Origin of the sequence: Aeromonas sp. S13(2024) (genome assembly GCF_041402405.1) — a bacterium.
In the GTDB taxonomy this organism is placed as follows: Bacteria; Pseudomonadota; Gammaproteobacteria; order Enterobacterales; family Aeromonadaceae; genus Aeromonas; species Aeromonas veronii.
The window spans coordinates 207,794-228,607 of sequence record NZ_JBGLRA010000001.1 but is presented as its reverse complement, the minus strand read 5'-3'; the positions used below and the strand labels follow the sequence as shown (position 1 = coordinate 228,607).

At 58.8% G+C, this 20,814-nt stretch carries 15 protein-coding genes; 12 read left to right on the top strand and 3 right to left on the bottom strand.

All coding sequences use genetic code 11. From position 1 onward, the window contains the following. Positions 1–225: 225 nt before the first annotated feature. Together ACB042_RS01040 and nagE are read right to left on the bottom strand one after the other, a co-directional pair. A complete protein-coding gene (locus tag ACB042_RS01040; RefSeq protein WP_236282644.1) occupies positions 226–2,889 on the bottom strand; it encodes a beta-N-acetylhexosaminidase in 2,664 nt (887 codons plus the stop codon). A 121-nt stretch (positions 2,890–3,010) separates the two neighbouring features. After that, on the bottom strand, positions 3,011–4,489 hold the full coding sequence (gene nagE / locus ACB042_RS01035) for an N-acetylglucosamine-specific PTS transporter subunit IIBC (protein ID WP_005334306.1): 1,479 nt from the start codon (positions 4,487–4,489) through the stop codon (positions 3,011–3,013). Positions 4,490–4,762: 273 nt separating this feature from the next. On the opposite strand from nagE, the gene nagB reads away from it, so the two are divergent. Genes nagB through ACB042_RS01020 form a run of 3 tightly spaced genes read left to right on the top strand, consistent with a single transcriptional unit; the run spans position 4,763 to position 7,937 of the window. Beyond that, complete coding sequence (gene nagB / locus ACB042_RS01030; protein WP_371177601.1) at positions 4,763–5,563, top strand: glucosamine-6-phosphate deaminase; 801 nt, start codon at positions 4,763–4,765, stop codon at positions 5,561–5,563. A gap of 9 nt (positions 5,564–5,572) precedes the next feature. Continuing rightward, on the top strand, positions 5,573–6,718 hold the full coding sequence (gene nagA, locus ACB042_RS01025; protein ID WP_108539905.1) for an N-acetylglucosamine-6-phosphate deacetylase: 1,146 nt from the start codon (positions 5,573–5,575) through the stop codon (positions 6,716–6,718). Between the two features lie 4 nt (positions 6,719–6,722). Next, positions 6,723–7,937, top strand: coding sequence for an ROK family protein (locus tag ACB042_RS01020; RefSeq protein ID WP_101530951.1), 1,215 nt, complete (start codon positions 6,723–6,725; stop codon positions 7,935–7,937). Positions 7,938–8,008: 71 nt separating this feature from the next. Here the strand turns inward: ACB042_RS01020 and ACB042_RS01015 are convergent, their stop codons facing one another. After that, a complete protein-coding gene (locus ACB042_RS01015; RefSeq protein ID WP_371177600.1) occupies positions 8,009–9,625 on the bottom strand; it encodes a phosphoethanolamine transferase in 1,617 nt (538 codons plus the stop codon). Positions 9,626–9,855: 230 nt separating this feature from the next. Between ACB042_RS01015 and ACB042_RS01010 the strand changes: the two genes are divergently transcribed. The 9 genes from ACB042_RS01010 to ACB042_RS00970 all read left to right on the top strand — a co-directional run bounded on the left by ACB042_RS01010 (position 9,856) and on the right by ACB042_RS00970 (position 20,797). Then, positions 9,856–11,091 carry an HD-GYP domain-containing protein gene (locus ACB042_RS01010; protein WP_005359389.1) on the top strand — a complete coding sequence of 412 codons (1,236 nt, stop codon included), beginning with the start codon at positions 9,856–9,858 and terminating at the stop codon, positions 11,089–11,091. Between the two features lie 352 nt (positions 11,092–11,443). Next, positions 11,444–13,114, top strand: coding sequence for a sensor histidine kinase (locus ACB042_RS01005; RefSeq protein WP_005350526.1), 1,671 nt, complete (start codon positions 11,444–11,446; stop codon positions 13,112–13,114). Continuing rightward, positions 13,111–13,815 carry a two-component system response regulator BtsR gene (gene btsR, locus ACB042_RS01000; RefSeq protein ID WP_019445442.1) on the top strand — a complete coding sequence of 235 codons (705 nt, stop codon included), beginning with the start codon at positions 13,111–13,113 and terminating at the stop codon, positions 13,813–13,815. The genes ACB042_RS01005 and btsR overlap by 4 nt, the downstream gene beginning before the upstream one ends. Before the next feature lie 140 nt (positions 13,816–13,955). After that, a complete protein-coding gene (locus ACB042_RS00995; protein WP_371177599.1) occupies positions 13,956–15,377 on the top strand; it encodes a carbon starvation protein A in 1,422 nt (473 codons plus the stop codon). A gap of 222 nt (positions 15,378–15,599) precedes the next feature. Then, positions 15,600–15,938, top strand: a complete 339-nt coding sequence (locus ACB042_RS00990; RefSeq protein ID WP_342400861.1) for a DUF3302 domain-containing protein — start codon at positions 15,600–15,602, stop codon at positions 15,936–15,938. 3 nt (positions 15,939–15,941) lie between these two features. Next, the gene (locus ACB042_RS00985; protein ID WP_158113220.1) at positions 15,942–16,979 is read left to right on the top strand and encodes an HlyD family secretion protein; all 1,038 of its coding nucleotides are present in this window, start codon (positions 15,942–15,944) and stop codon (positions 16,977–16,979) included. Between the two features lie 114 nt (positions 16,980–17,093). Further along, positions 17,094–18,854: a DEAD/DEAH box helicase gene (locus ACB042_RS00980; RefSeq protein WP_371177598.1), complete on the top strand. Its 1,761-nt coding sequence runs from the start codon at positions 17,094–17,096 to the stop codon at positions 18,852–18,854. A 112-nt stretch (positions 18,855–18,966) separates the two neighbouring features. After that, positions 18,967–20,406, top strand: a complete 1,440-nt coding sequence (gene dacB / locus ACB042_RS00975; protein ID WP_265773326.1) for a D-alanyl-D-alanine carboxypeptidase/D-alanyl-D-alanine-endopeptidase — start codon at positions 18,967–18,969, stop codon at positions 20,404–20,406. 94 nt (positions 20,407–20,500) lie between these two features. Further along, a complete protein-coding gene (locus tag ACB042_RS00970) occupies positions 20,501–20,797 on the top strand; it encodes a GrxA family glutaredoxin (RefSeq protein ID WP_224970215.1) in 297 nt (98 codons plus the stop codon). The last annotated feature ends 17 nt before the right edge of the window (positions 20,798–20,814 follow it).

Genomic DNA, 20,814 nt, shown 5'->3' with positions numbered 1-20,814 from the left:
TCCCGGCCATTGCGCCGCTAAAAACGGCGTGGCTTGGCACATTGCACACCAAATGCATAAAAAAGCCCCGCACGAGGCGGGGCTGAAAGTGATGAAAAACACAAAACAGACAATTACACACAACAAAGGCTCACACGCACAGTCAACCTTTCCCAAACCCGATGCGCCATCGCCCTTGAGAAAGGCGGGTCTCGCGACCCACCTCATGTTAACGGTTGACTGCTATCAGTTCAGTTCGGTGACACGGCTGGTGCGCTTGCCATCGAAGCTGGTGGTACGCAGGTAGACCTTGCCATTCACGCTCGGCTTGGCCGCGGCGTCATAGGCACTCCAGTTGGTACCGTCCAGGCTGTACTGGATGGGCAGACCCGGCAGATCCACGTTCGCTTCCAGCACACCGTTCACTACCTTGGCACCCGGTACGGAGAGGCGGTATTCAACACCGGCCTGATCCAGTTTCGGCAGCACGCGCTGACCCAGTACGTTGGCAAACTGGTTCCACTCTTTGTTGAGGGTGGCCTTGTTGACGAACTTGGTCTCGCCGGAGAACTCGCGACCCTTCACATAGTTCAGCTCGAAGCCACCTTTGTGCCAGGCACGCTCGGCCACGGAGAAGATACGCGGGTAGACCATGTACTCGTACTGAGCATCGGTACGCACGGTTTCACTCCACTGCTGACCGGAGATCCCCTTGAACTTGACCGGATCCTGGTCACCCTTGGCCACGAAGGCGTTGCCGTCGCGGTCAACCGAGGTCTCGGCGTTCTGTGGCAGGTTTTCCGGGGCGAAGGCAAACACCTTGCGAGTGTCGTTGAAACGGGTAGCCCAGTAGTAGCCACGCTCGGCCGGGTGTACTTCGTTCGGGAAGTCGAAGTAGAGGTAATCCGGGTTGGACAGCACCACTTGGTAACCCTTGTGCGCCCACTTCATCGCTTCGTTGAAGCCACCCCAGTAGAGGGTTTCCCAGAAGTTGACACGGGTGTTGTCGGTGGCGAAGTCCTTGGCACCGCTGGCGTACTTCAGACCATCTTCCCACGCCTGCAGGGTAGAGAAGCCGCGGTCTTTGACCATCTGGCCCACTTCCTTGGCGAAGTAAACCGGCAGTTCGCCCACTTCCTTGATCTTGCCTTCGTCGATCATCTTCTGGCACATCGGGGACTTGCCAAACGGCTTGTCCTGCTTGCTGGAGTCGACGTTACCTTTCCAGGCGACCAGCTCTTCTTTCTTGGTGACGGCCGGATCCTGATAGCCACCGCCCTGCATGATGTTCTTAGCCTCATCACCACCGTAGTGCCATGCGGTCAGCGGCTGACCGGCGGCCTGGTGCATCTGGGCAACTTCATCCATTACCTTGGCCACGAAGGTGGCAGCACCCGGCTGGCAAGGGTTGATGAAGGACATCTTGTCGTAGAACTGGACCGAGGTGACGTTGGAGGTGTCTGCCGGATCAGTCAGACGGAACTGGTTGGCTTCCGCTTCTTTGCCTTCCGCCATCAGACGCTTGTAGCGCGCTTCCATGGAGACCACGGCAGCACGGGCGTGGGCCGGCATGTTGATCTCGGGGATCACGGTCACACCGCGGGCCTTGGCATAACGCACCAGATCCACGTAGTCAGACTTGCTGTAGAAACCGGAACCCTGGTTGTCGCTGGTCGGGCCGGAACCCAGTTGCGGCATCAGGCACTTGGTTTCGGACTCGTCGTGGCAACGCTGGCTACCGACCTGGGTCAGCTCCGGCAGACCCGGGATCTCCAGACGCCAGCCTTCATCGTTGGTCAGGCCAAGGTGCAGCACGTTGAGCTTCATGGCAGACATCTGGTCAACCAGCTTCTTCATGGTATCCAGACTGCGGAAGTGGCGGGCTACGTCGGTCTGCATGCCACGGTATTCAAAGCGCGGCGCATCCTCGACGGTCATCGGACTCACCAGCTTGTCATCAACACCCAGCAGGGAGATCAGGGATTGTGCACCCCAGAATGCCCCGTCGATGTCGCGACCCTGGATCACGGTGCCCTTCTGACCGATGGTCATGTCATAGCCTTCAGCCTGCTTGAGCTTGCTGCCGAGCTTGATGGTCACCGGGTAGCCGGTGTCGGAGAGGGTAACACCCAGCTTGGTCAGTTGAGCCTTCAGGGCCTCGGCGCGATCGCTCGGCAGATCCAGGGCATTGAGTTTGATGGTAGAGAAGTCAACCTGCGGGCCAGCTTTGACTACCTGCTTCATCGGGGTCGGCAGGATCTGGTTGTCAATCTTGCCAGCCGGCAGCAGGGTGCTGGTCTGGTTGGCCGCGAAACGGGTCTCGCTGTTCATCAGGATGTTCTTGTCATCCTTGGTACGCTTCCAGCCATCAGCCGGCATCGGCTTCTCGTAGGTGCTGGCATCATTGATGTTGCTCATGCTGGCCAGTACTTTCGGCTCGGCACCTTCGCTGGCGACATACCAGTTCGGCATGATGTCAGATTCGAACAGTACCCAGTATTCCACCACCAGCGGCACTTCGACCGTGGCATCCTTGGCAAAGCCCTGGAACTTCTCGGTTGGCGTCAAACGATAGAGATCGCCGGTCAGGTGAGTGATGGTGAACTGGTCGTTATCCACACGCTGGATACGACGGATGGAGGAGACGTAGATGCTCCAGTCTTTGGAGGTGACGTCCGCACCGGTATTGGTCAGGTGCAGCTTGGCAACGCCACAGCTCGCCCACTCGGAACCCAGCGCCTGGCAATCGAGATCGGCACCGGCACCGTCGTTAGTGACCACTTCATACTTGACCACCAGGTTGTTGGCGAGGGAGTCGACCACGGCCTGCTTGGCGGCATCGGCTGCCTGGACCTGGCTGACAAAAACGGTAGACATGGCAATGGCTAACAGAGAATGTTTCAAGTTCATAACTGCTGCTCTCATTTGAAGTAAAGGTTGGATTTTCTTGGCTTTTTTATATGGGGCCCCTGAGCGGGGCCCTTAGTTATGTCAACAATGGACTTAGACTTGAGGTGAGCGAGTCGCTCGATTAACGCAGGGCTTTCATCTCACCGGCGATGATTTCGGCCAATGGGCCCAGAATCACCTGCAGGTTCTGCTCACCGAGTTTGACCACACCGGCCGCACCCAGGGCTTTCAGCTTGCGCTCATCGACGATGCTGCGGTCTTTCAGAGTCAGACGCAGACGGGTGATGCAGGCATCGATAGAGACCAGGTTCTCTTGACCACCCAGCACTTCCAGGTACTGCTTGGCCAGCTCGGTACGGTTGGTAGATTGAGCGGCAGCAGGAGCACTCTCTTCGTCATCTTCACGACCCGGGGTTTTCAGGTTCAGCTTGGCAATCACTACGCGGAACACGGTGTAGTAGAGGCCGAAGAAGACCAGACCCTGAGGGATCAGCATGTACCAATTGGTCGCCAGCGGGTTACGGCTGGAGAGCACCATATCCACCAGACCGGCACTGAAACCGAAACCGGCCATCCACTGCATGGAGGCAGCGATGAACACGGAGATACCGGTCAGTACGGCGTGGATGACATACAGTACCGGCGCCACGAACATGAAGGAGAACTCGAGCGGCTCGGTAACACCGGTGAAGAAGGAGGCAAAGGCAGCTGCGATCATGATGGAAGCAACTTTCTCTTTGTTCTCTTTCTTGGCGGAGTGATAGATGGCCAGAGCGGCACCCGGCAGACCGAACATCATGATGGGGAAGAAGCCAGCCTGGTACATACCAACCACGCCTTTCACCTGCTCCAGGCTCTTGCCAGCGGCCAGAGCGGCATCGATGGTAGCCTGACCACCCAGGAAGTTCGGGATGTCGTTGATACCGGCCACGTTGAACCAGAACACGGAGTTCAGGGCGTGGTGCAGACCGATCGGGATCAGCAGACGGTTGAAGAAGGCGTAGATACCGGCACCGGTAGAGCCCAGGCTCACGATGGACTCACCGAAGGAGACCAGACCACCGTAGATTGCCGGCCATACGGCCATCAGGATGAAGGATACGACGATCATCACCACGGAGGTTACGATCGGTACCAGACGACGACCGGAGAAGAAGGAGAGTGCCTTGTGCAGCTCGACGCTGCTGAAGCGGTTGTACAGCTCAGCGGCGATAACACCACACAGGATACCCACGAACTGGTTGCTGATCTTGGCAAACGCGGCAGGAACCTGCTCCACCGGGATGCTCTTGATCTGGGCCACAGCGCCCGGGCTCAGCAGGGTGGTAACGACCAGGAAGCCGACCAGACCTGCCAGCGCAGCAGAACCGTCTTTATCCTTGGACATACCGTAAGCGACACCGACTGCGAACAGTACGGACATGTTATCGATAATGGCTGCGCCCGCTTTAATCAGGAAGGCAGCCAGCGCACTGTCACCACCCCAACCATTCGGGTCAATCCAGTAGCCAACCCCCATCAGGATCGCTGCGGCAGGCAATACCGCTACCGGCACCATCAGGGCACGGCCGATCTTTTGCAAATAACCGAGAATGTTCACGGTTCCTCTCCTTAGTTAATGTTTTTCTAGAAATTAAGTGCTTATCACGTTTGACGCATAAGCCATCAAGGCTTGATTGGCAGTCTAGGGCTTTTATTTCGCTGCGCAAATTAATAAACCGATAATCGTGATCGTTATCACCCAAACAAGATAAAGGTGGTGGATAGATGTGGCTTAGTTCGCAATCTTTATTTACGCTATAAAACAACTTGAATCCGTCTTAGCCAATTGCCACCGCCAAACCGGTCGCAACCCGACACAGAGGTATCCCATATGCGCCTGATCCCGTTGAAATCTGCCAGCCAAGTAGGCCTGTGGTCTGCTCGTTACATCGTTGACCGCATCAACGCGTTCAAGCCGACCAGCGATCGCCCTTTCGTACTGGGCCTGCCCACCGGTGGCACCCCGCTCAATACCTACAAGCGCCTGATCGAGTTGCACAAAGCCGGTCAAGTGAGCTTCCAGAACGTGGTCACCTTCAACATGGACGAGTACGTCGGCCTGCCAGAAGATCACCCGGAGAGCTACCACAGCTTCATGCACAACAACTTCTTCAGTCACATCGACATTCGTCCCGAAAACATCAACATCCTCAACGGCAATGCCGAGGATCTGGTGGCCGAGTGCAAGCGCTACGAAGACAAAATCAAGTCCTACGGCAAGATCCACCTGTTCATGGGGGGCGTGGGTAACGACGGCCACATCGCGTTCAACGAACCGGCCTCTTCTCTCTCCTCCCGCACCCGGGTCAAGACCCTGACCGAAGATACCCGCATCGCCAACTCCCGCTTCTTCGGTGGCGACATGGAGCAGGTGCCCAAGCTGGCCCTGACCGTGGGTGTCGGCACCCTGATGGATGCGGAAGAGATCATGATCCTGGTCACCGGTCACGGCAAGGCACTGGCCCTGCAGGCCGCAGTGGAAGGCAGCGTCAACCACATGTGGACCATCTCCACCCTGCAACTGCATCCGAAGGGAATGATGGTGTGCGACGAGCCCTCCACCATGGAGCTCAAGGTCAAGACCGTTCGCTACTTCCAGCAGCTGGAAGCCGCCAACATCGGCCGTCTGTAAGGAGTCGTCATGTACGCATTGACCAACTGCACCCTCTACACCGGCAGCTGCGTGCTGACCGGCTACGGGGTGCTTATCGAGGGCGACAAGATTGTCGCCATCTCTCACCTGGCCGAACTGCCTGCGGGCATCGAGCAGATTGACCTCAAAGGCGCCAACCTGACTGCCGGTTTTATCGACGTGCAGCTCAACGGCTGTGGCGGTGTGATGTTCAACACTGACATTACGGTCGAGACCCTGGCGACCATGCAGGCGGCCAACCTCAAATCCGGAACCACCAGCTTCCTGCCGACCCTGATCACCAGTCCGGATGCCGACATGAAGCAGGCCGTTGCGGTGACCCGTGACTACATGGCTGCACACCCCAACGAGGTGCTGGGCGTCCATCTGGAAGGGCCTTACACCAACCTCAAGCGCAAGGGGATCCACCCTGCCGCGCAAATTCGCCAGCCAGCGGACGAGATGATCGACTTCTTCTGCGCCAACGCGGATGCCATCACCAAAATTACCCTGGCACCGGAGCGCAACGAGCCGGCCCATATCCGCCGTCTGGTGGAAGCGGGCATTCTGGTCTCGGCCGGTCACACTGCCGCCAGTTACGATCAGGCCATGGCCGGGTTTGATAACGGTATTCGCTTTGCGACCCACCTCTACAACGCCATGACTCCGACCCTCAACGGTCGCGAGCCGGGCGTCGTGGGCGCCATCTATGATCGCAAGGATGTCTATGCGGGCATCATCGTCGATGGCCACCATGTGCACTGGGCCAACGTGCGTCTGGCTCACAAGGCGCTGGGGGAGCGACTGGTGCTGGTCACCGATGCCACCGCAGCAGCCGGAGCGCCGGAAGGCTTTGAGAAATTTGATTTTTGTGGCACCACCGTCTTTTTACGCGATGGTCAGTGCATCGACGAGAATGGTACACTCGGCGGTTCCTCCCTCACCATGATTGAGGGGGTGGAAAATCTGGTCAAGCAGGTCGGATTACCGCTCGATGAAGCACTGAGAATGGCCAGCCTCTATCCCGCGCGCGCCATTGGATGGGACTCACGTCTCGGTAGTATCCAGGTCGGTAAAGTAGCCAACCTCACTGTCTTCGATCAGGACTTCACGGTCCGTGGGACCGTGGTTAACGGACACTACACACAACAGTGACATCATGACTGGCGGACAAATAGCAAACGTAGATCTTATCAAGCAGGTCAACAGTGCAGCCGTGTATCGGCTCATCGACCTGCAAGGCCCCATCTCCCGGGTCAAAATTGCCGAGTTGAGTCAGCTGGCCCCGGCCAGCGTGACCAAAATAACCCGGCAACTGATCGAGCATGGCCTGATCAAGGAGACCTCTCCGCAAGCCTCAACCGGCGGGCGGCGTGCCATCTCCCTGACCACCATCAAACATCGCTTTCAGTTTGTCTCTGCCAAGCTGGGCCGCGGCTACCTGCAACTGAGTCTCTATGACCTCGATGGCAAGGAGCTCGACCAGCACGTCATTCAGGTGACCGAGATCGACCAGCAACCCGTGGTCGACATGCTGCTGCGGGAGATTGGCGCCTTTATCGATGCCAACCGCGAACGCTGTCGCAACCTCATCAGCATCGCGCTGACCATGCCGGGTCTGGTCAACCCGGAATCCGGCATGGTCATCTACACCCCCAAGTATCAGATCCGCAATCTGGGACTGGCGAAGCTGCTTGAGAACCACTTCAACCTCCCCTGCTACGTGGGCAACGACACCCGCTCGCTGGCGCTGGCCGAACATTTCTTCGGCGAGTCCCGCGACTGCATGGACTCCATTCTGGTGAGTGTTCACCAGGGGACGGGCTCCGGGATCATCACCAAGGGTCAGGTGTTCCTCGGTCAGAACCGCAACGTCGGCGAGATCGGCCATATCCAGGTCGAGCCGCTCGGCAAGCGCTGCCACTGTGGCAACTTCGGCTGCCTCGAGACCATCGCCTCCAACGAAGCGATCATCGACAAGGTGAAGGAGCTCATCAGCCGCGGCCACCAGAGCGCGCTGCAGGAGAAGCACATCACCATTCAGGAGGTGTGCAAAGCGGCGCTGGCAGGCGATGAACTGGCCCGCAGCGTCATCGAGAACGTGGGTGAGCATCTGGGACGAGCGGTGGCCATCACGGTCAACCTGTTCAACCCGCAGAAGGTACTGATCGCCGGCGAAATCACCGCCGCCGAAGAGCTCCTCTTCCCGGCCATCCGTCGCTGCGTCGAGCATCAATCCCTGCCGAGCTTCCACCGTGGCCTGCCCATCGTGAAAGCCCGCTTCCAGAACCAGCCGACCTATGGCGGCTTTGCGCTGGTCAAGCGCGCCCTGCTGGAGGGGGATCTGCTGCAGATCATCATGGAGCAGAAGTAAAACACTGATCTTGCGAGATAACCAAACGGCAGCCACTGGCTGCCGTTTTCTATTGTGTGCTTGCTGGCGGTTTAGCCCGCCCGGCACGGTTTGAACAGATCCAGAGCCCCGTCGTAAACCTTGGTCTGCACATCCATGATCCCCAGCATGGAGTGGAACAGGTTATCGTGGGAGAAGCGCTGGCTGCTCGCCTCCTCCGCCAGGCAACCCATATCCAGCTGGCGATCGGCCTGTAACTGGGGCGAGAACCAGGTCAGCAGCGGCACCCGGGTCTGATCATCCGGCGCAAACTTGTATGGCGCGCCGTGCAGATAGAGCCCCATGGCCCCAAGGGATTCGCCGTGATCGGAGAGATAGACCAGCCCCACATCGTACTGGCTCTCCAGCGACTTGAGCTTGTCTATCAGCAGCCCCACCACCTTGTCGGTATAGCGGATGGTGTTGTCATAGGTGTTGACCAGCTCTTCGTTGCTGCAGTTTTCAATGTCGCTGCGCGGGCAGTCCGGCATAAAGGCGCGCTCGCTGGCAGGGTAACGACGGAAATAGGTCGGACCATGGCTGCCCATCAGGTGAAAAGCCACCAGCTTGTTGCCCTTCATGCCTGCAATCTGCTGATCCAGTCCCTCCAGCAGCACCTCGTCATAGCAAGACTCCCCCTGACAGAGCGCAGGATAGGATTTGGGGAGGATCTCGATGGTCGGCACATTGCGGCACACCCCTTTGCAACCGCCATCGTTCTCTTTCCACAACACCGAGACTCCGGCATGTTGCAGCACATCGAGCAGGCCGTCACGGGAGCTGGCGAGCTGGTCATCGTAGCCACGGCGCGTGAGGTTGGAGAACATGCAGGGCACCGAAACTGCAGTGGCAGTACCGCAGGAGCGCACATTCCTGAACGACACCACTCCCTGCTCTTGGGCCGTAAAGCTGTTGGTCGCCTTGCCATACCCGTTAAGTGAGTAGTTCTGGCTGCGCGCCGTCTCCCCCACCACCAGGAACATCAAAGTCGGCTTGCTTCCCCGCGCCACCACCTTGGCATCTGTCCCCAGATGCTGGTAGGGGATCGGCGTGGCAAACAGCACATCCCGCCCATATTTGTAGAGGCCGTGCACATAGTTGGCGGGCACAATCTCTTTGGCCAGCGACTTGTTGTTGCGCCCGACCGAGGCGTAATCCTGATAGTAAAGTGACGCGACGCCCCCGATAAACAGCAGAGAGATAGCCAATACACCTGCCCGCAACGCCAACCCCTGATACCAGCGGGCCGGATAGCGGATCCGCAGTGACCAGAGCACCAGAACAGGCAACAGCCCGGTCAGTAGAAACCAGAGCGCAACCGAGCCATTCAAATAGGCCCCCGCCTCACCACTGTTGGTCTCCACTATGTTCTGGATCATGCCTGCATCAAAGATGACGCCGTATTTGAGCATGGCGTAGCTTACGATGGAGCCAGTCAGAATGAGCACGGTAAAAAAGGGCTTGAGCACAAACCGGAACGTGAAGGGAATAAACACGGCATTGAGCGCCGCGATCAGCACCAGCGGGATCGAGATGGCAAATCCGGCTTTGACATGGGTCAGGGCGCTGAGCACCGTATAGAAATGCAAAAAGATTGGCCAATTCAGTACCAGGGCGAAAAAGAGCACCAGCAACAGATTGGTCTGCAGTACACCGAGAGTTACACGCATAAACAACTCCTACATACCGGCCTGCAGTGCAGCGGGCCGGCCAAGCCAACAAAAACGACGGGGCCAGCGTAGGAAGTAAAACTTAAGCGCGAATTAAGAGGAGAAGCACGGCGCTCGTGCGCACCATCACAGCACGGGGTGCTCCGCAGCCCCGAAATGGATTTTTAGTTGTCTATCCATCGGATTTTGCTAGCTTGTTGAGTAGGCATTCACGAAATGCAGGTTAACCGATGGCACTGATCCAAGCCTCGATAGAGCAATTGAGAGTAGGCCACTATATCCATCTCCCCACGGGATGGACTAACCACCCGTTTATGTTCAATACCTTCAAGATCAAGGATCAGCAGCAACTCGACATTCTCCGTCATCTTGATCTCACCCTGCTGATGGTCGACCCCGACAAGAGCGATCTGCCCATCGAGCCGCTGCTGCGCGGCGATATCCCGGATGCCGGGCCTGATCTTGATGAGCTGGAAGAGCTGATTGCCTCGGGCCCGCCCCCCTTTGACGAAAAGGCCTTTCGCCGCTCCATGCGCGCCGCCGACAAAGCCTTTGGCCAATCCATGAGCGAGCTGCGCGATGCACTCGGGGCGCTGAACCTCAAACCGGATGAGGGACTGGCCAACACAGCCCAGATCGTCCGCAATGCCGCCTTCACCCTCAGTCAGCATGAAGGGCCTCTCGGGCTCCACCTTATTCGCAGCCCCCACACCGATATCCTGCTGCAACACAGCCTCAATGTGGCTTTTATTGCCATGCTGATGGCGCGCGAGCTGGGGATGAATCCCATCGAACTGGAAGAGACGGGGCTTGCGGGACTTATCCACGATATCGGTGAACTGAAGATCCCGAGCCAGATCACCCAAAAACGCGGGGATCTCAACAAGGCCGAGCAGAACTTCCTCAATATGCATCCCCAGTACGGGCTGGAGATGCTGACCCAGCTCAACGCCTTTGAACCGAAAATCCGTCAGGTCGCCCATCTGCACCACGAGCGGCTCGACGGCAGCGGTTATCCGCTCGGGATCAAGGGCGGGGAGATCCCGCCGCTGGCGCGATTGATCGGGCTGGTCGACTTCTACGACGAGCTGCTCCATCCCCGCAACAGCGGCAACCCGGCCGCGCCGAGTCAGGCCATCAGCCAGCTCTACAAGTTATCCCAGAAGAAGTTCGACCAGAATCTGGTCAAGTTGCTGGTCAAGGTGCTGGGTGTCTATCCGCCGGGTTCACTGGTGAAACTTTCCGACGAGAGCATCGCGCTGGTGCTCTCTACCGAACCCACCATGCCCCTCAAGCCGAAGATCCTGCCCTATATCAAGGCCCAGCGGCCGGAAGCCGTCGCTATGATCGATCTACGGGAAGATGAACGCACCATCACTGCTTTTATCAAACAGGAAGAGCTGGATGAGGGACAACGGCAGTTCTTCAACCTGACCCGCCGCTTCTGCTACTACTTTGCATTCTGAGTTATCCCCAGAAGCTGGGGATAACTCATTGGACAAACCGGAATAATTGCTCAAACCCCCATCAGAAGGTTGCCAACTGACCATGTATAAAAAACGCCCAGCCAAGGGCCGGGCGGAGCATGCCACCTCCGTGTGGCGTATCCAGCGGATACATTCATGCTCCATCCATCAATATCAACCCGCTGCCGCTTACACAAATATCAATTTAACATGCTGATTTAATATGGTTTTATCCACTTGTTCTGGCAAACTGACGGCCCGTTGCGCCCAGTTGGGCCAACAGAACAAGATCCTGATCACACTTATTCACGGGCTGGCTATTTTTTCAGCTGGCTTATGAGGAGCGTTTTTTATGCAGTTGGTCCTCTCCTTGCTGCAACAGATGAGCGTCAGCCTGGTGATAGCCTATCTCTTCTCGAAAAGCCCGCTGCTGCGCCCGCTTGCCAACTATTCAGTGAGACTACCTCACAAGATACTGATATACATCATCTTTTCCAGCTTTTGTATCCTCGGTACCTATGTGGGCCTCGATATCGATGATGCCATCGCCAACACCCGGGCGGTCGGCGCCGTCTTGGGGGGATTATTGGGGGGGCCGCTGGTGGGCTTTCTGGTGGGGCTGACCGGCGGTCTGCACCGCTATACGCTAGGGGGATTTACCGATCTCGCCTGCGCCATCTCCACCACTTGCGAGGGGTTGCTTGGGGGCATAGTGCACTGGCGCCTGATGCGCTCGGGGCGAACGGATGCCCTGTTTGAACCGCGCATCGCCTTCTTCACCACCCTCTACGCCGAAATCATGCAGATGGTGATCATCCTGCTGGTGGCGACCCCGTTCGACAAATCCCTGCTGCTGGTGCGCACCATCGCCACCCCGATGATTCTGGCCAACTCCTGCGGCGCGGCGCTTTTTATCAGCATGATCCGCGACCAGCAGCGGATGTATGAGAAGTTCTCCCGGGTCTTCTCCGCCAAGGCGCTCAATATCGCCAACCGTACAGTGGGGATCATGAGTCAGGGCTTTACCCCGGAGGCGAGCAACAAGATTGCCCGCATCATTCAGGAGGAGACCGGCGTGGGGGCTGTCGCCATCACGGACACCGAGCAGATCCTCGCCTTTATCGGCACCGGCGAAGATCACCATCTGCCGGGTACCCCCATTGCGTCAGCCATCACCATGCAGGCCATCGCCCAGAACAAGGTGCTGTTTGCCGATGGCAACAGCCAGCCCTATCGCTGCAGCCTCTCCTCCGCATGCCAGCTGGGCTCGGTGCTGGTGATCCCGCTGCAGGGGGACAAGGGAGTGATCGGCACCATCAAGCTCTACGAGCCGAAGAAGCGGCTGTTTCTCAAGATCAACCACACCCTGGGGGAAGGGATTGCCAACCTGCTGTCACAGCAGTTGCTGGCCGGTCGGCTGGAGCAGCATCAGCGGCTGCTGGTGCAGTCCGAGTTGAAACTTATCCAGGCCCAGATCAACCCCCACTTTCTGTTCAACACCCTCAACACCATCAGTGCCATCACCCGGCGCGATCCGGACAAGGCGCGGGATCTGCTGCTGCATCTTTCGCTGTTCTTTCGCAAGAACCTCAAGCGACAGAGCGGCCTTGCGACCCTGCAGGAGGAGCAGGAGCACTGCCAATCCTATCTGGAGATCGAGCTGGCTCGCTTTGGCGATCGACTGACGGTGATAAACGAGATCCCACCCCATCTGGCCACACTGCGACTGCCCAGCTTCACCCTGCAACCGCTGATCGAGAATGCCATCAAGCACGGCATCTCGACCCTGCTGGAGCAAGGGCGCATTCGCCTTTATACCGATGAGCAACCCGCCAGCGTCACCATCCATGTGGAAGATAATGCAGGCACCTGGCAAGCACATCCCGCTGGCGACGGTTTGGGCATGACCATTGTCGATCGGCGACTGAAAAGCGCCTTTGGCGAGCGCTATGGCGTGACCATTGCCTGCGAGCCTGAGCAGTGGACCCGGGTCTCGTTCACCATCCCCAAGGAGCAACCATGATCCGCACTCTGATTGTCGATGACGAACACTATGCCCGCGAAGAGCTGAGGCAGCAGCTGGCCTGCGATCCTGCCATCGAGATCGTGGGGGAAGCGGCCAACGCCATCGAGGCGCTGCCGCTTATTCAGCGCCTCAAGCCTGATGTGGTGTTCCTCGATATCCAGATGCCCAAGCTGAGCGGCATGGAGCTGGTCGCCATGCTCGACCCCCTGCCCCGCATCGTCTTTGTCACCGCATTTGACGAATATGCCATTCAGGCATTTGAAGAGAACGCCTTCGACTACCTGCTCAAGCCGGTGGAGCCCGCCCGGCTAGCCAAGACCCTCGCTCGCCTCAAGCAGGATATCTCCCCGCAGCCCATAGATCGGCTGGCCCCCACCATCGAACATATTCCGGGCTATCTGCACAATCGGGTCAGGCTGCTGCCCATCGCGCAGGTGGAGTATGCCTTCTCCGATCTGGGCGGGGTCCATGTGGCCTGCCAGGGCGAGCTGTTCCACACCCAGCTCACCCTCAAATCGCTGGAGGAGAAGAGCCCGCTGCTGCGCTGCCACCGCCAATATCTGGTCTCCCCCAACGCCATCTTCGAGATCCGGCTGCTGGATAACCAGCTGGCGGAGATCGTCACCCCGAGCGGCGCCCGGGTGCCGGTCAGTCGTCGCTATCTCAAGGAGCTCAAAGATCAGCTGGGGCTGGACTGAGCCGCGGAGTGTGCGCCTGATCACAGCCGCCGACCGCTCGGCGCGCCAAAGCGCCGCTCGGGGAGTTTCACCTGCCAGCCAGGCGCAACCGTTTTAGACTCGCTCTGCACACTAAAAAATAACAATGCAGGAGCGTAGCAATGATCTGGTTCTTCCTCTGTGTCGGCTTACTTGTGGCCGGCTACTTCATATACGGCAAATTCATCGAACGGATATTCAGCCCGAAACCCGAGCTGAAAACCCCCGCCATCACCATGGCTGACGGGGTGGACTATGTCCCGATGTCGGACAAGAAAGTCTATCTGGTTCAACTGCTCAACATCGCAGGCGTTGGCCCCATCTTCGGCCCCATCCTGGGTGCCCTCTACGGCCCGGTCGCCATGCTGTGGATCGTCTTTGGCTGCATCTTCGCCGGTGCGGTACATGACTACTTCTCCGGCATGCTGTCGGTGCGCGCCAAGGGTGCCTCGGTGCCAACCGTGGTCGGTGAGCATCTGGGCACCGCCGCCAAGCACTTCATGAACCTGTTTGCCGTGGTGCTGCTGATGCTGGTGGGCGTGGTATTCGTGCTGAGCCCGGCAGGGCTGCTCGCCAACCTCACCTCCACCGATCTGGTCTACTGGATCGTGGCAATCTTTGCCTACTACATCCTCGCGACCATAGTGCCCATCGACAAGATCATCGGTCGCTTCTACCCCATCTTCGGCGCCCTGCTGGTCTTCATGTCGGTCGGCCTCATCGTTGGCCTGATCGCCTCCGGCAAAGGCTTCTACAACACCGGGATGGACTTCTCCAACCTGCACCCGACCGAACTGCCGCTCTGGCCGCTTCTCTTCATCACTATCGCCTGTGGCGCGGTATCCGGCTTCCACGCCACCCAGTCACCGCTGATGGCGCGCTGCATGCAGAACGAAAAATCCGGCCGCTTCATCTTCTACGGCGCAATGATCGGTGAAGGGATCATCGCCCTTATCTGGTGCACCCTGGGTCTCTCCTTCTACGACAGCACCGAAGCGCTCAACGCCACCATGGCCAACGGCGGCCCGGCAGCCGTGGTACACGAAGTCTCCACCAGCCTGCTCGGCACATTCGGCGGCATTCTGGCCATCCTCGGCGTGGTGATCCTGCCCATCACCTCCGGTGACACCGCGTTTCGCAGTGCTCGCCTGATCGTGGCGGACTTCCTGAAGATGACCCAGAAGCCGCTGGCCAAGCGTCTGCTGATCGCCATCCCCATGTTTATCCTTGGCTTCATCATCTCCAAGGCTGAATTCGGGGTGATCTGGCGCTACTTCGGCTGGGCCAACCAGACCACCGCCGTCATCATGTTGTGGGCTGCGGCTGCCTACCTCATCAAAGAGGGCAAGCTGCACTGGATCTGCACCATTCCCGCCATGTTCATGACCGCTGTCGTGATCACCTATCTGGCCAACGCCCCCATCGGGTTCGGGCTGGAGATGGGGACCTCCACCATCATCGGCCTGACTGCAACGGCGGCCATTACCGTGGCCTTCCTGATGAAGTTCCGCCAGCCGCTGGTCAGCAGTACCAGCGAAGGGTAAAAACAGCAAAAAATGCAGCGAAAGCAGCACAAAAAGGCGCCTGATGGCGCCTTTTTTAATGACAAAAAGACTAATAAGACAACTGTTGGACGGCTTCAGCTTCAATACAGCGAATAGCTTTAAGATTCCGGGCGAACTGACGATAAATGTGTGATTCTTAATTGCTTTAGTGCTTGTTGGAACCAATGATTAAGCTGTGCGTCATGCCAGTGGAGGTTATAAATGGCCCTTGATTATTTTGCCCTTGGTCTGCTCGTCTTTGTCGGGCTGGTCATTTTTTATGGAGTCATCGTTATCCACGATATTCCTTACGAGATTGCCAAACATCGGAATCACCCTCATCAGGATGCCATTCACGTGGCAGGTTGGGTCAGCCTGTTTACCCTGCATGTACTGTGGCCCTTCCTCTGGATCTGGGCAACCATCTATCGCCCGGATCGCGGCTGGGGCTTTAGCCAGCGGCTGCAAAAAGATGAAGAGGAGCTGGCGGCCCTCAAGCAGGAGTTGGCGGATCTGAAGAACCGTATCAACACTATCGAACAGAGTGAGCAACAGGGATAAACCATGGACCTGCTACTGATCCTGACCTACACGGCGCTGTGTGTCGCCATCTTCAAAATCTTCCGCATCCCGCTCAACAAGTGGACCGTCCCCACCGCAGCACTGGGTGGCGTGCTGCTCATCGGCACCCTGATCATGCTGATGAACTACAACCACCCCTACTCAGAGATGGCGCGCAACTACTACGTCTCCACCCCCATAGTGCCGCTGGTCAAGGGCCGGGTCGTTGAGGTTCCGGTGCAGGCCAACCAGCCGGTGAAAAAAGGCGACGTGCTGTTTCGCCTCGATGACGAACCGTTCCGCCTGAAAGTGGAGAGCCTCACCGCACGGGTCGAATCCAACCGCGAGCACCTCAAGTCCATCGAGGCGAGACTGCGCTCCGCCAGGCTGGATCGGGATCGCGCCAGCGACCTGATGCGCCGTGGCGTGGGCAAGCAGCGCGACCTCGACGTCACCCAGGCCAACATGGATGACATCGTGGCCCAGATTGACCAGCAGAAAGCCACCCTGAACGATCTGCAAGCCCAGCTGATGGAAGCCAAGTACCAGCAGTCCCAAACCGTGGTCTATGCCCCGAGCGATGGTCATGTGGTGCAGTTGGCCCTACGCCCCGGCATGATCGCCACCCCCTTCATGTATCGTCCGGTGATGACCTTCATCCACAAGGATGACACCGCCTACGTCGGCTGGTTCTGGCAGAACAGCATGCAGCGACTGGCGGTGGGCGATGAGGCCGAAGTGGTGATCGATGGCGTACCCGGCAAAATCTTCAAAGGCAAGGTGACCGCCGTGGTTCCGGCCATTGCCGCCGGTAACGTGCAGGCCAACGCCGGTCTGCTGGATCAGACCACGGCGGTGCGTCCGGGTCGCCTGCCGGTAGTCATCTCCATTACCGACCCCGAGTGGGCCAAGTATCAGATGATTGCCGGTGCCAGCGGGCAGGCTGCGGTCTACACCCAGTACTTCCACCATGTATCTGTGATGCGCAAAGTGCTGCTGCGCATGGCAAGCTGGATGAACTACATCTTCCCGTTCCATTGATCAGCAACCAAGCACCCTGCGGGTCGGCATCATGCCGGCCCGCTGTTTTTGTGGCGGCAAGCACCCTATAATGGCGCCACCCTGCGCCGTACCATGCCAAAACGCCACGCCCTCATGTTCGTTCTCAGACCCTATCAGACCGACGCCGTCAACGCCGTGATCAGCCACTTTCGCAAACACCCGGATCCCGCCGTGGTGGTACTGCCCACCGGGGCAGGCAAGAGTCTGGTGATCGCCGAACTGGCCCGCAAGGCGCGCGGTCGGGTGCTGGTGCTGGCCCACGTCAAGGAGCTGGTGGAGCAGAACCACGGCAAGTACGAGGCGTGGGGGCTCAAGGCCGACATCTTCGCCGCAGGGCTGGATCGCAAGGAGGCAAGCGCCCAGGTGGTGTTCGGCTCGGTGCAGTCGGTCGCCCGCAATCTGGCGGCCTTCGACGGGGCGTTTTCGCTGCTGATCATCGACGAGTGCCATCGGGTCTCGCTCGATGATGACAGCCAGTACCATCAGGTGATCGACCACCTCAAGGCCGCCAATCCGGCCCTCAAGATCCTCGGTCTCACCGCCACCCCTTATCGGCTCGGGCTGGGCTGGATCTACCGGCGCCACTACCACGGCATGGTCAAGAGCCACGGCGAGCGGCTGTTTGGCGATTGCGTGTTCGAGCTGCCCTTGCGTTTTATGGTGAAAAACGGCTACCTGACGCCGCCGCGCATGGTGGATGCCCCCATCGTCCACTACGACTTCAGCAAGCTGGTACCGCGGGAGAACGGCCTCTTTAGCGAGGCGGATCTCAACGGTGAGCTCAAGCGCCAGCAGCGGGTCACCCCCCATATCCTGAGTCAGGTGCTGGAGTATGCCGCCGACCGGCAGGGGGTGATGATCTTCGCCGCCACCGTCGAACATGCCCGCGAAATTCACGGCCTGCTTGGCGCCCGAGGCCAGCAGGCGGCCCTTATCACCGGCGAGACGCCGGGGCCGGAGCGCGATGCCCTTATCAGCGCCTTCAAGGCACGGGAGCTCAAGTTTCTGGTCAACGTGGCGGTACTCACCACCGGCTTCGACGCCCCCCATGTCGATCTTATCGTGATGCTCAGGCCCACCGAGTCGGTCTCCCTCTACCAGCAGATCGTCGGGCGGGGCCTGCGCCTCTCGCCGGGCAAGAGCGATTGTCTGGTGCTCGACTATGCGGGCAACAACTTCAATCTGTTCGCCCCCGAAGTGGGGGAGCCCCGCCCCCACGCCGGTACCGAGCCGGTACAGGTGCCCTGCCCCGCCTGCGGTTTTGCCAACACCTTCTGGGGCAAGACCGACGAGGATGGCAAGGTGATCGAGCACTACGGCCGCCGCTGTCAGGGGCTGTTCGAAGATGATGAGGGCAACCGTGAAGAGTGTGACTACCGCTTTCGCGCCAAGATCTGCCCCGGTTGCGGCGCGGAGAACGACATCGCCGCCCGCCGCTGCCAGAGCTGCGATCAGCTGCTGGTGGACCCTGACGACAAGCTAAAAGAGGCGCTCAATCTCAAGGATTGCATGGTGATCCGCTGCGCCGGGCTAACCCTCACAGCCGGGCGCGGCAAACAGGGGGAGCGGCTGGAGGTGACCTACCACGATGAGGATGGCCTGACCCTCAGCGAATACTTCGGATTTCACTCCCCGGGCGCACGGCGCTTGTTTCAACAGCACTTTGTGCGTCATCATTGGCCCGCCCCGGGGCTGGAGCCCGAATTTGCCACCCTGGCGAGCGTGCTGGCCGCGCAAAGCCAGTTCCGTCATCCGGATTTTGTCATCGCCCGCAAATCGGGTCGCTTCTGGCAGATAAAAGAGAAAATTTTTGATTATGAGGGTCGCTATCGCACCGCCAACTCGATGACATGATGGCGACCGGCATACATGGCATGAATTGCGTTATCCCGTCGATCCCGCATCGGCGGGTTGAATTATCAGGGTCGGCACCACTGCCGGGCCCTTCGTCACGTTAGAGGATGTTATGCAGCGGCTGTTGATTGGTTTTTGTGCTCTCTTTTCTTCTCTGGCGGCTCATGCCGCCCCGCTGACGCCCCCTCAGGGTGGCCAGTACGCCATCATGGTGCAGGGCAATAACGGCGTCGAGTTCGCCCGTCACGCCGATCAGATGATCGCCCCCGCCTCAACCATGAAGGTGCTCACCGCGCTGGCGGCCCGCCTCGAGCTGGGTGCCGATTTCCGCTTCGCCACCGACATTCAGGCCCAACCCGGTGCCAAACAGGGTGACACCATCAACGGCGATATCTGGATCAACTTCGTCGGCGACCCCACCCTCTCCCGCATGGATCTGCTGGCCCTGTTCAAGCAGCTCGGCGTCACCAGCATCAAGGGCAATGTCTACGTCAACACCGGCGCCTACAACGGCTACGAACGCGGCAACGGCTGGTCGTGGGGGGATCAGACCCTCTGCTTCGCCGCTCCTGTCTCCTCGGTCATCATCGACAAGAACTGCGCCTACGGCACCATCACTGCCACCCAGATTGGCAAACCGGCGGTGGGCAATGTGGCTACCGGCGTCCCCATCGGCATCGGTGCCGACAACGTGGAAGTGATGAGCTATGGCGACATGGCGCGCCAGTTCTGCGCACTGGAAGTGGACATGGCCAAGGGCAACTTCTACGAGCTCAAGGGCTGCATCACCCCGAACAAGGAGCCGCAGGGTCTGCGTTTCGCCATTCACGACGTGGAGGCTTGGGGCTGGGACAACATCCGCTGGGCGATGAACCGTGCCGGTATCAAGCATGATGGCTTGCTGCGGGTCACCCACAAGGCCCCTGAAGGGGCAGAGACCCTCGGCACCCACTACTCGGTCTCCCTGCCGGTGATGCTCGCCAAGATGCTGAAGAAATCGGACAACCTCTACGCCGATACCTTCCTCAAAACCGTGGGCCGTCACTACTACAACAAGCCGGGCAGCTATCGCAGCGGCACCATGGCGGTACGCGCCATCCTGACCAAGAACGGCATCGATCTGGGCAACGCCACTCTGGCAGACGGCTCCGGTCTCTCCGCTCACAATCTCATCAGCGCCCGTCAGATGATGTCGGTGCTGGACTTCATCCAAAAAAATGATGCCGAACTTGGCCTAATCAAGCTGCTGCCAAGCTCTCAGGTGGATGGCACCCTGGCGTGGCGGCGCAGCGTCACCGCCCCCATGATGAAGAACAAGGTCCATGCCAAGACCGGCACCATCACCGGCACCTCCAATCTGGTGGGCTTTATCGACACGGCAGGCGGCCAGCGCAAGGCGTTCGTGATGTTCCAGCGCGGCCTGTCCCAAGATCCGGCCACCCATGAGCGCTACCGTGCCAGCAAGGCGCCGTGGCCCTGGACTGTCTTCGAGAAGGGGGTGCTGGAGAGCATCTATCAGCAGCAGCCGATCCAGATCGCCGATGAGAGCTGAGCCAATAGGCACACTCGAATCACGGTATCGATAATTTCGGCTTCAAGTCGCCACGAGGCAGGGCTATGCTGTTGCCTGCCTCATATCAACGGCCATACAAAAACGGCTTAAAAAACGGAGAGAAAATATGTTTGCAGTGATTTTTGGTCGCCCGGGTTGCCCCTACTGTGTCCGTGCCGTACAGATCGCCGAGCAGCTGACCGAACAGCGCGATGACTTCAAATTCCGCTACGTGGATATCCATGCCGAAGGCATCACCAAAGAAGATCTGGCCAAGAGCGCCGGCAAGCCGGTCAATACCGTGCCGCAGATCTTCCTGGATGAGCAGCACATCGGTGGCTGCACCGATTTCGAAGCCTACGCCAAAGCGAATCTGGGTCTCTACCAGTAATGTGCCTGCGGGTCATC

Excerpts from the sequence above, each read along its gene's own strand:
- ACB042_RS01020 (WP_101530951.1), top strand. The coding sequence starts at position 6,723 with ATGACTGGCGGACAAATAGCAAACGTAGATCTTATCAAGCAGGTCAAC.
- ACB042_RS00985 (WP_158113220.1), top strand. The coding sequence starts at position 15,942 with ATGGACCTGCTACTGATCCTGACCTACACGGCGCTGTGTGTCGCCATC.
- btsR (WP_019445442.1), top strand. The coding sequence starts at position 13,111 with ATGATCCGCACTCTGATTGTCGATGACGAACACTATGCCCGCGAAGAG.
- ACB042_RS00995 (WP_371177599.1), top strand. The coding sequence starts at position 13,956 with ATGATCTGGTTCTTCCTCTGTGTCGGCTTACTTGTGGCCGGCTACTTC.
- dacB (WP_265773326.1), top strand. The coding sequence starts at position 18,967 with ATGCAGCGGCTGTTGATTGGTTTTTGTGCTCTCTTTTCTTCTCTGGCG.
- ACB042_RS01010 (WP_005359389.1), top strand. The coding sequence starts at position 9,856 with ATGGCACTGATCCAAGCCTCGATAGAGCAATTGAGAGTAGGCCACTAT.
- ACB042_RS01005 (WP_005350526.1), top strand. The coding sequence starts at position 11,444 with ATGCAGTTGGTCCTCTCCTTGCTGCAACAGATGAGCGTCAGCCTGGTG.
- ACB042_RS00990 (WP_342400861.1), top strand. The coding sequence starts at position 15,600 with ATGGCCCTTGATTATTTTGCCCTTGGTCTGCTCGTCTTTGTCGGGCTG.
- nagB (WP_371177601.1), top strand. The coding sequence starts at position 4,763 with ATGCGCCTGATCCCGTTGAAATCTGCCAGCCAAGTAGGCCTGTGGTCT.
- nagA (WP_108539905.1), top strand. The coding sequence starts at position 5,573 with ATGTACGCATTGACCAACTGCACCCTCTACACCGGCAGCTGCGTGCTG.
- ACB042_RS00980 (WP_371177598.1), top strand. The coding sequence starts at position 17,094 with ATGTTCGTTCTCAGACCCTATCAGACCGACGCCGTCAACGCCGTGATC.
- ACB042_RS01015 (WP_371177600.1), bottom strand. The coding sequence starts at position 9,625 with ATGCGTGTAACTCTCGGTGTACTGCAGACCAATCTGTTGCTGGTGCTC.
- ACB042_RS01040 (WP_236282644.1), bottom strand. The coding sequence starts at position 2,889 with ATGAACTTGAAACATTCTCTGTTAGCCATTGCCATGTCTACCGTTTTT.